This window comes from Diaphorobacter aerolatus, assembly GCF_014489535.1.
Classification (GTDB): domain Bacteria; phylum Pseudomonadota; class Gammaproteobacteria; order Burkholderiales; family Burkholderiaceae_C; genus Diaphorobacter_A; species Diaphorobacter_A aerolatus.
Genome location: NZ_CP060783.1, coordinates 1,296,105 through 1,308,999 on the forward strand (window position 1 = coordinate 1,296,105; position 12,895 = coordinate 1,308,999).

Annotated in this window: 10 protein-coding genes and 3 pseudogenes; all 13 read left to right on the forward strand. The window is 66.1% G+C overall.

What is annotated here, in order from left to right:
* The first annotated feature begins 15 nt into the window (after positions 1-15).
* The 13 genes and pseudogenes from H9K75_RS05995 (at position 16) to H9K75_RS06055 (ending at position 12,801) form a co-directional block, all read left to right on the forward strand.
* Positions 16-1,160: pseudogene (locus H9K75_RS05995) on the forward strand (acyl-CoA dehydrogenase family protein).
* A gap of 11 nt (positions 1,161-1,171) precedes the next feature.
* Positions 1,172-2,224 carry a CaiB/BaiF CoA transferase family protein gene (locus tag H9K75_RS06000; RefSeq protein WP_016452529.1) on the forward strand — a complete coding sequence of 351 codons (1,053 nt, stop codon included), beginning with the start codon at positions 1,172-1,174 and terminating at the stop codon, positions 2,222-2,224.
* Between the two features lie 11 nt (positions 2,225-2,235).
* Positions 2,236-3,903 carry a long-chain fatty acid--CoA ligase gene (locus H9K75_RS06005; RefSeq protein ID WP_016452530.1) on the forward strand — a complete coding sequence of 556 codons (1,668 nt, stop codon included), beginning with the start codon at positions 2,236-2,238 and terminating at the stop codon, positions 3,901-3,903.
* Positions 3,904-3,946: 43 nt separating this feature from the next.
* Positions 3,947-5,127, forward strand: a pseudogene (locus tag H9K75_RS06010) (thiolase family protein).
* Positions 5,124-5,924, forward strand: coding sequence for an enoyl-CoA hydratase/isomerase family protein (locus tag H9K75_RS06015; protein ID WP_016452532.1), 801 nt, complete (start codon positions 5,124-5,126; stop codon positions 5,922-5,924). Before H9K75_RS06010 ends, H9K75_RS06015 begins: the two are co-directional and overlap by 4 nt.
* A gap of 29 nt (positions 5,925-5,953) precedes the next feature.
* Positions 5,954-6,735, forward strand: a pseudogene (locus H9K75_RS06020) (SDR family NAD(P)-dependent oxidoreductase).
* Between the two features lie 147 nt (positions 6,736-6,882).
* Positions 6,883-7,614, forward strand: a complete 732-nt coding sequence (locus tag H9K75_RS06025; protein WP_016452534.1) for a glutathione binding-like protein — start codon at positions 6,883-6,885, stop codon at positions 7,612-7,614.
* Positions 7,611-8,219, forward strand: coding sequence for a 2-hydroxychromene-2-carboxylate isomerase (locus H9K75_RS06030; protein WP_016452535.1), 609 nt, complete (start codon positions 7,611-7,613; stop codon positions 8,217-8,219). The genes H9K75_RS06025 and H9K75_RS06030 overlap by 4 nt, the downstream gene beginning before the upstream one ends.
* Positions 8,220-8,274: 55 nt before the next feature.
* Complete coding sequence (locus tag H9K75_RS06035; protein WP_016452536.1) at positions 8,275-9,465, forward strand: ABC transporter substrate-binding protein; 1,191 nt, start codon at positions 8,275-8,277, stop codon at positions 9,463-9,465.
* A gap of 16 nt (positions 9,466-9,481) precedes the next feature.
* Positions 9,482-10,249, forward strand: a complete 768-nt coding sequence (locus H9K75_RS06040; protein WP_016452537.1) for an ABC transporter ATP-binding protein — start codon at positions 9,482-9,484, stop codon at positions 10,247-10,249.
* Positions 10,246-10,962 carry an ABC transporter ATP-binding protein gene (locus H9K75_RS06045; RefSeq protein ID WP_016452538.1) on the forward strand — a complete coding sequence of 239 codons (717 nt, stop codon included), beginning with the start codon at positions 10,246-10,248 and terminating at the stop codon, positions 10,960-10,962. The genes H9K75_RS06040 and H9K75_RS06045 overlap by 4 nt, the downstream gene beginning before the upstream one ends.
* 19 nt (positions 10,963-10,981) lie before the next feature.
* Positions 10,982-11,854: a branched-chain amino acid ABC transporter permease gene (locus H9K75_RS06050; protein ID WP_016452539.1), complete on the forward strand. Its 873-nt coding sequence runs from the start codon at positions 10,982-10,984 to the stop codon at positions 11,852-11,854.
* Between the two features lie 11 nt (positions 11,855-11,865).
* A complete protein-coding gene (locus H9K75_RS06055) occupies positions 11,866-12,801 on the forward strand; it encodes a branched-chain amino acid ABC transporter permease (RefSeq protein WP_226858566.1) in 936 nt (311 codons plus the stop codon).
* The last annotated feature ends 94 nt before the right edge of the window (positions 12,802-12,895 follow it).

A 12,895-nucleotide genomic window follows, 5' to 3' on the forward strand; every position in this document is an offset into this window, starting at 1 on the left:
CTGAGGAGCGCTCCCATGCTGCCGCAATTGCACCGTCAACCCTGGATGGACAGCGACATCGAGACCTTTCGCGACCAGGTGCGCCGCTACATCGCCGCCGAGATGGCTCCGCACCTGCCCGCTTGGCGCGAACAGGGCTACGTCCCGCGCGAGACCTGGCGGCCCTTCGGCGAGATGGGGTTCATGCTGCCCGAAATGCCCGAAGCCTACGGCGGCACCGGGGCCAGCATTGCCTACCAGCTGGTGGTACAGGATGAGTTGACCAGAGCGGAAATGCCCAACAACGTCCAGGTGAACAGCATCGCTGCGCACTACATCATGGACTACGGCACCGAGGAGCAGAAGCAGCGCTGGCTGCCCAAGCTGAGCAGCGGCGAGATGCTGCTCGGCATTGCGATGACCGAACCCGGCTGCGGGACGGACCTCAAGGCCATCGCCACCCGCGCGCGCCGTGATGGCGACCACTACGTGATCGACGGTGCCAAGACCTTCATCACCAACGGCTACACCTGCAATCTGCTGATTGTGGTCGCACGCACCGGCGAGGCGGGCAGCCGAGGCCTTTCGCTGATCGTGGTGGAGACCGAGAACCTGCCAGGGTTCCGCGTGGGCCGCCTGCTCGACAAGATCGGCCTGCATGCGTCGGACACCGCCGAACTCTTCTTCGACGGGGTGCGCGTGCCGGTCGATCAAGTCCTGGGGGCGTCGAAGGGCTTGGTTTCAAGCAGTTGATGGGCCAGTTGCCCTACGAACGCATGACCATCGCCGTGCCTGCGGCGGCCATCATCGACCGGGCCCTGGAACTCACCGTCGAATACACGAAGGAGCGCAAGATTTTCGGCGCACCGCTGTTCGAGATGCAGACCACGCGCCACAAGCTGGCCGAGATCGCCACCACCGCTCACGTGGTGCGCACCTTCGTCAACGACTGCATCCAGCGGCTGCTGGACGGAAAGCTCGACGCCGAAGCCGCGTACATGGCCAAGTGGTGGTGCAGCGAGCAGCAGTGCCGCGTGGTGGACGAGTGCCTGCAGATGTTCGGCGGCTACGGCTACATGTACGAATACCCGATCGCGCGCATGTACACCACCTCGCGCGTGCAGAAGATCTACGGCGGCGCGAACGAGGTCATGAAAGAACTGATTGCGAGGAAGCTGTGAACGCCTCGCACATGCTGCAAAAGCCACTGCACGGCGTCCGTGTGGTGGAGTTCGAAGGGATCGGGCCGGGCCCGCTGGCCGCCATGATGCTGGCCGACATGGGTGCCGAGGTGATTGCGCTGACACGGGCCGAGCAGGCCGCCGGGGCGCAGCCGCTGGGCGGGGCGGCGGCCAACCCGCTGCACCGGGGCAAGACGGTCGAGATCACCGACCTGAAGTCGCCCGGCGGCAAGGCGCGCGCCCTGGATCTGATCGGCCAGTCCGACGTTCTGATCGAAGGCTTTCGCCCCGGCGTGATGGAACGGCTGGGGTTCGGCCCCGCCGAATGCGCGGCGCGCAACCCCAAGCTGGTCTATGGCCGGATGACGGGCTGGGGCCAGGACGGCCCGCTCTCCCGGGCCGCTGGCCACGACCTGAACTACGTGGCGCTGACGGGCCTGCTGTCGCTGTCGGCCCGCAAGGGGCAGATGCCCATCGTGCCGCCCTCGGTGCTCGGGGACGCGGCCGGGGCGCTGGGCATGGCCTTCGGTGTCGCCTGCGCGCTGGTCGATGCGCGCGGTAACGGTAGGGGCAGTGGCCGCGGCCGGGTCGTGGATGCCGCCATCATCGACATCGTGGCCATGATGGGCACGCTGGTGCATTGGATTCGCGCCAATGGGCAGATCGACGGCACGAAGCCGAGCCCGTTTCACGATTCGCCGTTCTATGACGTGTACGCCTGTGCCGACGGCGGCTTCATCAGCCTCGCGGTGGTGGAGCCCGCGTTCCACGCACTGCTGCTGTCGAAGCTGGGCCTGACGGACGTGAACCCTGCCGACCAGTACGACACGACGACGTGGCCAGCGCTGAAGGAGCGCATTGCGGCCCTCATCCGCAGCCAACCCAGGGCGCACTGGTGCGCGTTGCTCGAAGGCAGCGACGCCTGCTTCGCGCCCGTGCTCAGCCTGGCCGAGGCGGCGCGGCATCCGCACAACGCGGCACGGGGTATCTACCAGACCACCCCCTCCGGCGCCATCGAGGCGGCCCCGGCCCCACGGTTCCAGGCACTCAACGCAACCACATAGGAGACCAGAGAATGACCAACACCACCAAGATCGTGCGCGGCTGCCCGTCTACCTCGGGCAACGACCGCCAGCTCAACACCACGACGCTCATCCGGCACGCCGCGCGCACCCACGGAGACCAGGAGATCGTCTACCGCACGCCCGATGGCGGCTGGGACCGCTACACCTATGCCGACTGCTACGCGCGCGTCTGCCGCAGCGCCAATGCGCTGCGCGCGCTCGGTGTCGAACCTGGCGACCGGGTCGGCATCCTGGACTGGAACAGCCGACGCCATTTCGAGCTGTACTGGTCCATCCCTGGCCTGGGCGCGGTCATGCTGCAGATGAACCTGCGCCTGGGCGCCGAAGACCTGGGCTACGTGGTCGGCCACAGCCAAGTGTCCTACGTATGCGTGGACGAATCATTGCTGCCCATCGCCGAATCCGTCGCGGCGAATTCGCCCCAGATCAAGGGCTGGATCGTCATGACCGACAAGCCGCTGGACCAGATTAAGACCACGCTGAAACCGCTGCTGCACTACGAAGACCTGCTGGCCGCCGCCGACCCCAAGATCGACTGGCCCGAGATCGACGAAACCTCGGCCTACAGCGCCTGCTACACCACCGGCACCACGGGCAAGCCCAAGGGCGTGTACTACTCGCACCGCTGCATCTACCTGCACTCCACGGGCATGGCCACCAATCTGGGCATGACGCTGAGCGACTGCGTGATGCTCATCACGCCCATGTTCCACGGGCAATGCTGGGGCCTGCCGCAGGCCGCCACGCTGCTGGGCGACAAGATCGTGCTGCCGGGCCGCTATGTCGCCGAGGACACCAAGCCCCTGGTTGACGCCATGATCGCCGAGGGCGTGACGGTCGCCAACGGCGCACCGGCCATCTTTCAGCCCATGCTGCAGTACATCGAAACGATGCCGGTCAAGCCGGACTTCAGCAGCATGCGCATGCTGTCCGGCGCCTCCGAGCCGCCGCTGTCGATGATGATCGGTTTCTACAAACTCACCGGTGCCGAGGTGGTCCACGGCTACGGTGCCACCGAAGCCACGACGCTGGTGACCATGAACCGCCTCAAGTCCACGCTCAAGAAGCGCCTGACCGAGGAAGAGCGCTGGAACCTCAAGCGCAAGCAGGGTCTGGTGCTGACCGGGGTGGACATCCGCATCCTCGATGCCGATGACAAGGACTTGCCGCATGACGGAAAGTCGGCGGGCGAGATTTGCGTGCGCGGCCCCTGGATCACGGCCAGCTACCACGACATGCCCGATTCCGCAGACCGCTTCCTGGAGGGTGGCTGGTGGCGCTCGGGCGATGTCGGCACGGTGGACGAGAACGGCTACCTCAAGGTCACCGACCGCATCAAGGACGTGATCAAGAGCGGCGGCGAATGGATTTCTTCCATCGACATGGAAAACCTGCTCATGGGCCACCCCGCCGTGCGCGACGCCGCCGTGGTCGGCGTTCCGCATCCGAAGTGGCAGGAGCGGCCGCTGGCCCTGGTGGTGCTCAAGCCCGGCCAGCAGGCGACCCAGGAACAACTGAAGGAGCACCTGGGCAGCGCCTTCGCCAAGTGGCAGTGGCCGGATCAGGTTCTGTTCGTCGAGGCCATCCCCAAGACCAGCGTCGGCAAGCTCGACAAGAAGCGCATACGCGTCGAGCAGGCAGACCGCTATTCCGCCTGACACCCGCTTTGCATGACCCCCAGTTTCTTACCAGGAGAACCACATGAATGACCATGAACCCGTGATCGTCGGCGCGCTGCGCACCCCCGTGGGCAAGCGCGGCGGGCGCCTGCAAAAATGGCACCCCGTCGATCTGATGGCCGAGACGCTGCGCCAGCTGGTCGAACAGTCCGGCGTCAACCCCTCCGATCTGGACGACGTGATCGTCGGCTGTGTGCTGCAGTGGGACCAGCAGCATGGCAACCTGGCCCGCCATGCCGTGCTGGCGGCGGGGCTGCCCGAATCCGTCCCGGCTGTGACGGTGGACCGGCAATGCGGCTCCGGCCAGCAGGCGGTGAGTTTTGCCGTGCATGGCATCCAGGCGGGGGCCTACCAGCTGGCCATCGGCGGGGGGTGGAGTCGATGTCGCAGGCGCCGCTGCCGCCGTCGTTCAAGCCCGGCGCGCCGCTGGGCGCGCAATACAGCCCGCGCGAACTGGCGCGCTACCAGGACAACCCGCTGATACCGCAAGGCGTTTCGTCGGAGTTGCTGAACTCGCGCTTCGGCCTGACCCGTGAAGTCCTGGATGCATCCGCCGTGCGCAGCCACAAGCGCGCCGCCGAGGCGATTCAGGCCGGTCGCATCAAGGATCAACTGGTGCATCTGACCGAGGACCCGGCCGACCCGAACAGCCCCGTCGTCGCCGCCGACGAGGGCGTGCGCGCCAACCCCGACCCCGAGAAGCTGGCCACGCTGAAAGCCGTGTTTGCCGCCAACGGCACCACCACCGCCGGCAACTCGTCGCAGATCAGCGACGGCGCCGCCGCACTGCTGATCGCCAGCCGTGCCTATGCCAAAAAGCATGGCCTCAAGCCGCGTGCGCGCTTCGTCAGCACCGCCGTGGCCGCCGCCGACCCGGTGATCCAGTTCACCGCCGTGCTCGACTCCACCCGCAAGGCATTGAAGGAATCGGGCCTGACCATCAACGACATCGACCTGTTCGAAGTCAACGAGGCTTTCGGCGGCGTGCCGCTGATGTTCCAGCAGGAATTCGGCATCCCGGACGACCGCCTGAATGTCAACGGCGGCTCGATGGCCATTGGCCATCCGCTGGGTTCCACCGGCGCGCGCATGCTCACCGACCTGCTGTACGAACTGGAGCGCCGGGGCGGCCGCTATGGCCTGCAAACCATCTGCGAGGCTTCGGGCACGGCCAACACCACCATCATCGAGCGGCTTGCATGAGCGGGGCCACCATGAGCGAAGCCAGTGAAGTGCTCGTCAGCCGTGACGGCGCCGTCGTCACCCTGACCATCAACCGCCCGCGTGCGAAGAACAGCCTGAACCGCGCGGTGTTCGATGGCCTGTCCGCACAGCTTGCGCAACTGCGCGACGACGATGTCGTGCGGGTCGTCGTCATCACCGGCGCCGAGGGCGTGTTTTGCGCGGGCGCCGACATCACGGCCTTTGAAGTGCTGCGCGCCGCGCCGCTGCTGGGCGACCGCTCGGCGACCGGCTGGGACTTCTTTGCGGCGCTGGGGCGCTTCCCCAAGCCCGTCATCGCGGCGGTGGAAAAGGTCGCGCTGGGCGGCGGCACGGAACTGGCGCTGGCCTGCGACATCGTGATCGCGGGCGAGTCCGCCAAGTTCGGCGTGCCGGAAGTCAAGCTGGGCGCCATCCCCGGTGCGGGCGGCACCCAGCGCTTGATTCATGCCATCGGCAAGTCCAAAGCCATGGCGCTGTTGCTGACCGGCGATTTCATGGATGCCCGCAAGGCTTGCGACGTCGGCATCGTCGCCGAAGTGACGGCGGACGGCCAGGCCCTGCCGACGGCGTTGGCGATGGCCAGCCGGATTGCGGCCAATTCGCCGCTGGCCGTGGCGCTGGCCAAGGATGCGGCCCTGGCCAGCTTTGAAACCCCGCTCGCGCAGGGCCTGGAGCATGAGAAGCGCAATTTCGTTGTCGCTTTGCGTTCGGCCGACAACCTGGAAGGGCAAGCGGCATTCCTGGGCAAGCGCACCCCCAAATTCACCGGCCAATAACGCCTGTCTGTCATCTTCAAGGAAAAACCATGCAACTCAATTCCGGCATTTCTGCCGTCATCACCGGGGGGCTTCCGGCCTGGGGGCCGCCACGGCCCGGCGTTTGGCCAGCCATGGCGTCAAGGTCGCCATCTTCGACATGAACGAAGCCGTCGGCCAGGCGTTGGCCAGCGAGCTTGGCGGCGTTTACTGCAACGTGGACGTAACGTCCGAGGAGCAGGTGGACGCAGCCTTCGCCAAGGCCCGCGCCGCGATCGGGCAGGAACGCGTTTTGGTCAACTGCGCCGGCACGGCCGACGCCGTCAAGACTGTCAGCCGCGATCGGAAAACGGGTGAGATCCGCCCGAGTGCGGTGGATCGCTTCAACCGCATCGTGCAGATCAACCTGGTGGGCACGTTCCGCTGCATTGCCAAATCGACGGCGGGCATGCTGGCGCTGGAACCGCTGGCCGACGGCGACCGCGGCGTCGTGGTCAACACCGCTTCGGCCGCTGCGGTGGACGGCCAGGTCGGCCAGGCCAGCTATGCCGCCAGCAAGGCCGCCGTCATGGGCATGACCTTGCCGATCGCACGCGACCTGATGGACGAAGGCGTTCGCGTCAACACCATCCTGCCGGGGATCTTCGGCACCCCCTTGCTGCTGGCCCTGCCGGACAACGTCAAGCAAGCGCTGGCGGCCAGCGTGCCCTTTCCCAAGCGTTTGGGCGACCCCGATGAATTCGCGCAGGCCGTCGAGTTTCTGGTCACTTGCGGCTACATGAACGCCGAGTCCATCCGCGTGGATGGGGCCCTCCGCATGGCGCCGCGCTGACGCCTTGAACCCTCGAAGAGCTGCGCATGATGTCGTCAACCCGAGAAAGCCGCGCGACGGGAGCCTGGAATGTCAGGGGGCCGGCCACGGGTGACTGCAAGTCATGGCGTGATGTCGATCCGCAGCTCGCCAGGAGCGTCATTCGCCATGATTGACCTGCATTACGCACCGACACCCAACGGCTGGAAGATCTCCATCCTGCTTGAGGAACTCGGACTTCCCTATACGGTGACTCCGGTCAACATCCGCGCTGGCGAGCAATTCAAGCCGGAATTTCTGGCGATCAGCCCGAACAACCGCATTCCGGCCATAGTGGACCATGCGCCGCTCGACGGCGGCGGCCCGCTTTCGGTGTTCGAGACCGGCGCCATCCTGGTCTATCTGGCCCAGAAAACCAACCGCTTCCTGCCCACGGATCTGCGCGGCTTCACCCAAACCATGCAATGGGTGATGTGGCAGGTGAGCGGACTGGGGCCCATGCTCGGCCAGCATGGTCACTTTGCGCTGTATGCGCAGGAAAAGATCGCCTACGCGATCGAGCGTTACCGCGACGAAGCGGCGCGGCTGTATCGCGTGCTCGATACCCAGCTCGGCAAGACCGGCGCCTATGTCGCCGGCGCCGAGTACGGCATCGCCGACATCGCCTGCTTTCCCTGGGCCATGACCCACAAGGCGCAAGGCTTCACGCTCGACGATTTTCCCCACATCAAGCGCTGGTACGCCAGCGTGCGCGCCCGGCCGCAAGTGCAGGCGGGACTGGCGGTCGGCAAATTCGAGAAGGAGCCGCTGGACGACGAAGCAAGAAAGAACATGTTCGGCCAGAAGGCCAAGGAGATGGCACACCGCATGTCGCCCAACAACCAGCGAGAAACACCATGATCGAATTCTTCTTCGACTGCTCCAGCCCCTGGACCTATCTCGCCTTCCACAACATCCAGCCGCTCGCCGACGAACTGGGCGTCGAGGTCACATGGCGGCCCATCCTGGTCGGCGGCATCTTCAACACGATCAATCCGACCGTCTACGCCTCGCGCGAGACGCCGGTGCCGCAGAAGGCCCGCTACCTGAAAAAGGATCTGGCAGATTGGGCCCGCTCGACGGGGCTTGCGATCAAGATGCCGCCGACGGTGTTTCCCGTCAACAGCGTGAAGGCGATGCGCGGCTGCGTCTGGCTCGGCAACGACATGGTGCCGTTTGCCCGCGCCATATTTGAAGCCTATTGGGGCGAGGACCAGGACATCTCGCAGGATTCGGTGCTGACCCATGTGTGCCAGCGCATTGGCATCGATCCCGCCCCATTCTTTGCAGGCATCGGCGAGCAGGCGATCAAGGATCAGCTCAAGGCCAACACCGATGAGGTGGTCGCGCGCGGCGGCTTTGGCTCGCCGACCATCTTTGTGGACAAGACCGACATGTATTTCGGCAACGACCGCATGCCGCTGATCCGCGAAGCCGTGCTGCGCCTGCAAGGGAAGACGGCCTGATACCGCAAGCAGGGTTCACCCATCCATTCATCTCACCACCACCACAGGAGACATCATGCAAAAAAGACAATTCATCACCATGCTTTCCGGCGCCATGCTGACCGGCGTTTCTGGCCTGGTCCGCGCGCAGGGCGCAGGCACCCCGGGCGTGACGGATCGCGAGATCAAGATCGGCTCGACCGGGCCGCTCAGCGGCCCGGCCGCAGGCTATGGCGTCGTCGGCAAGACCATGTCTGCATGGTTTGACCTGGTCAACGCCGAGGGCGGCGTGAATGGGCGCCAGCTCAAGCTGGTGCTGGCCGACGATGGCTACAGCCCGCCGAAAACCCTGGAGCAATCGCGCCGCCTGGTGGAGCGCGATCAGGTGGCTTTTCTCGCGGCGCAGATAGGCTCGTCCACTGGGCTGGCGTCGCGCAGCTATCTCAACAACGCCAAAGTACCGCAACTCTTCGTTTCGTCCGGCTCTGCCACGTGGCTGGATGATGCGGCTAAGTTCCCCTGGAGCATGGGCTGGCTGCCCCTGTACACCGACGAAGGGCGCATCCTGGCCAGGCACATCCTGCAGACGCGGCCCAACGCGAAGATCGCCATGTTCTACCAGAACGACGACGCCGGCAAGGATGTGCTGCGTGGCGTGAAGGAGGTTCTGGCTGCCGCCGGGAAGAAGCTCATCAGCGAAGAGTCGCATGAAGTGTCGGATCCGACGGTGGACTCGCAGATCGTCTCCATGCATGCCTCGGGCGCGGACGTGCTGGTGGCGTGGGGTTCGCCCAAAGCCACCCTCCAGTCGCTGCGCAAGACCCACGACATCGGCTGGCGCCCGGCCATCTACATCAACCCGAGCGCATCTTCGGTGCCCGCGGTGCTGACTCCGGTGGGGCTGGACAAGGTCAAGGGCATCATGAGCGCCGCGTTCCTCAAGGATCCGAGCGATCCGACCTGGAAGGACGACCCTGGTGTCCTGGCCTGGCATGCCTTCATGGACAAATACAACAAAGGCGCGGCCAAGGAGTACCTCACCGTGCTCGGTGCCTGCCTTGGGCAAGTGACAGTGCAGTTGCTCAAGCAGTGCGGCAACGACCTCTCGCGCGAGAACATCATGCGGCAGTCGCGCCGCCTGGACATGGATTTGCCCATGATGCTGCCGGGCCTGCGTGTCAAGACCAGCGACGCCCGCCCTCACCCGATACCGGACATGCGCATCCAGCAGTTCGACGGCACGAGCTGGAAGGTGATGCCGTCCTGACGGGGCGAGCGCAGCGATGGAACCCATTCTTTCCGTACGCGACCTGACGATCCGCTTCGGCGGTGTCGTCGCGCTGGACGCCTTCTCGATGGACGTGCCCGAGGGCTGCATCTTCGGCCTGATCGGGCCGAACGGCGCTGGCAAGACGACCTGCTTCAACTGCATCAGCGGCCTGTACCGGCCCACCCACGGCAGCGTGCGCTTCGGCCAGGCCGAGTTGACGCGCCTGCCGCGCCACGGCGTGGCACGGCTGGGTCTGAGCCGCACCTTCCAGAACGTGGCGCTCTACCCCTCGCTCACGGTGCGCGAAAACGTGATGGTGGGTGCGCACGCGCGGCTGCCGGTGTCGATGCTGGGTGCCGCGCTGCGCTCGCGCGCCGTCCGTGCCGCCGAGGAAGAAATCGCGCACTCGGCTGACGCGGCCCTGGCCACGCTGCGGCTGTCCGACTATGCCGACCGGGGCGTGGCGGAACTGCCGGTGGGCATCCAGCACCGCGTGGAAATCGCGCGGGCGCTGGTGACGCGGCCCAAGCTGCTGCTGCTTGACGAACCCGCCGCTGGCCTCACCGCTGGCGAGGTCGATGAACTGCGCGACGTGCTGCTGCGCCTGCACGAGGAATTGAAGCTGACCATGGTGATCGTGGAGCACAACATGCGCTTCGTGATGAAGACCTGCTCCGACCTCGCGGTACTGAGCTTTGGCCGCAAGCTCGCCCAGGGCTCGCCCGAGGAAGTGGCCAACAACGACGCCGTGCTCGATGCCTATCTGGGAGGTGTGCTGTGACCCAACGGCTTGAAATCCGCAACCTCGCGGTGGCCTACGGCCGAACGGCGGTGGTGCATGGCATCGACCTGCACGTGCAGGCCGGCGAGATGGTGGCGCTGCTCGGCGCCAACGGCGCGGGAAAGACCTCCATCCTGCGCGCCATCAGCCACCAGCAGGTGACTGCCAAGGGCACGCTGCGCTTCGAGGGCCAGGACATCATCGACATGGCCGCGCCCGCCATCGCCTCGCTGGGCATCGCCCACGTGCCCGAAGGGCGCGGCACCTTTGGCGACCTGACGGTGCTGGAAAACCTGCGCGTGGGCGCCATCCACCGCCGCGACAAGGACGGCATCGAGCAGGACATCGCCCGGATGCAGACGCTGTTTCCCAAGCTGTCCAGCCGCGCGAAGCAGGCGGCGGGCACGCTCAGCGGCGGCGAGCAGCAGATGCTGGCCATCGCGCGCGCGCTGATGACGCGCCCCAAGATGCTGCTGCTGGACGAGCCTTCGTTCGGCATCGCGCCGCGCGTGACGCAGGAGATCTACGAACTCCTGCACCAGTTGCGCGAAACCGAGCACCTCACGGCGCTCATCGTGGAGCAGAACGCCCAGGTCGCGCTGAACCTAGTCAACCGGGCCTATGTGCTCGAAAGCGGGCGCGTCACTGCCCAGGGCACCGCAGCCGAGCTGCGCGAAGACGACGCCGTGCGCCGCAGCTACCTCGGCCACTGATCAAAAAAGGTTCATCACCATGCAAGCATTCCTTCACCAGATAGCTTCGGGCCTGGCGGCGGGCGGCATCTATGCCAGCCTCGCCATCGCGCTTGTGCTCATCTATCGCTGCACTTCGTCCGTCAACTTCGCGCAGGGCGAACTGGCGATGTTCTCCACCTATATGAGCTGGGCGTTGGTTCAGGCGGGCGCATCATGGTGGGTGGCCTTCGCCGTCGTGGTCGTGGGTTCCTTCCTGCTCGGGCTGGCGCTGGAACGGGTCATCTTCCAGCCCCTGCGGCACAAGCCGGTGCTCTCGGTCGTGGCGGCCAGCATCGCGCTGCTCATCATCTTGAACAGCCTGGTCGGCTGGCTGTTCGGGCATGAGATGCTGGAGTTCGCCACGCCGTTCGGTGGCGTCCTCAGCCGTGCCGAACCCTATCTGTCGGCCCACGAGGTCGGCGTTCTGCTCGTCACCCTGGCCGAACTGGCGGCGGTATTCGCGTTCTTCCGCTTCACCCGGTTCGGCCTGGCGATGCGTGCGGTGGCGGTGAACGCGCCGTCGGCGGAACTGTCGGGCATCAGCACCAACAAGGTGCTGGCCGTGGGCTGGGGTCTTGCAGCGGTGGCCGGTGCCGTGGCGGGGCTGATGGCCGCGCCCATCGTGTTCCTGGAGCCGTCGATGATGATGGGGCCGCTGATCTACGCACTGGCGGGCGCGCTGCTGGGCGGCATCGCCAGCCCTGTGGGCGCCGTGGCCGGGGGCTTCGCCGTCGGGGTACTGGAGAACCTGCTGGGCGCCTACGTGGTCGGCAACGACCTGAAACTGACCTGCATCATGCTGTTGATCATCGCGATGCTGGTCTTGCGGCCCGCCGGTATCTTCGGCAAGACGGCCCAGGTGAGGGTGTGAGCATGAGTACCATGAACGCCCCACTCAACATCCGCCCGGCGGCATCGCCCACCTGGTTGCGCTGGACGGCCTCGGTGGTCGGGCTCGCGCTGCTGGCCTGGTCCTTTAGTTGGCAAAGTTATCCGTTGTACGTGATGACGCAGGTGCTGATCTATGGCATCGCCATCATGGGCCTGAACCTGCTCACCGGCTACACGGGCCAGATCTCGCTCGGCCACAGCGCCTTCTTCGCCATCGGTGCCTATACTGCGGCGGTGCTCTCGCATCACCTGGGCTGGCCATTCTACGTGGGCGTGCCGGTGGCGGCGCTGTTGTGCTTCGTGGCGGGTTTCCTCTTCGGCTTCCCGGCGCTGCGGCTGCCCATGCTTTATCTGGCGCTGTCCACCTTCGCGGTGGCGGTGGTGACACCGCAGGCGCTCAAGTGGAAAAAGATCGAGTGGCTGACCGGCGGCGTGGCGGGGATCGTCCTGGAAAAACCTGTGTTCCCAGGAGTGCTGGCCGACCGGGCGGACTGGGCCATCATGGCCTGCGTTGCGGCCTGCGCGCTCTGCGCCTTCCTGCTGGCGCGGCGGATTCTCGGCTCGCAGTTCGGCCGCCTGGTGGACGCCTCGCGCGACCAGCCGCTCGCGGCGGCGGCGGGCGGGCTCGACATCACCGCCCTGCGCACGCAGATGTTCGGCCTCAGCGCGGCGTTCACCGGCCTGGCCGGTGCCCTGAGCGTGGTGGCGGGCCAGTTCGTCGCGCCCGAGAACTTTCCCTTCCTGCTCTCGGTGTCCCTGCTGGTGGGCAGCTTCGTGGGCGGGGTGCGCAGCCTGTGGGGCGCCTTCCTGGGGGCTGCCTTCATCGTGCTCACGCCCAACTTGGCCGAGAGCGTGTCGCAATCCGCGCCGTGGATGATCTTCGGCTTCGCACTGCTCGCGGTGGTCTTCCTGGCCCCAATGGCTTGAGCGGCTGGATCACCAGCCTCCGGCGCAGGCGTGCAAATTCCTCATCCGCCCAGTCTTAGATGCTTTCCATGCAGCCCGTCTTCGTCGCTGGCAC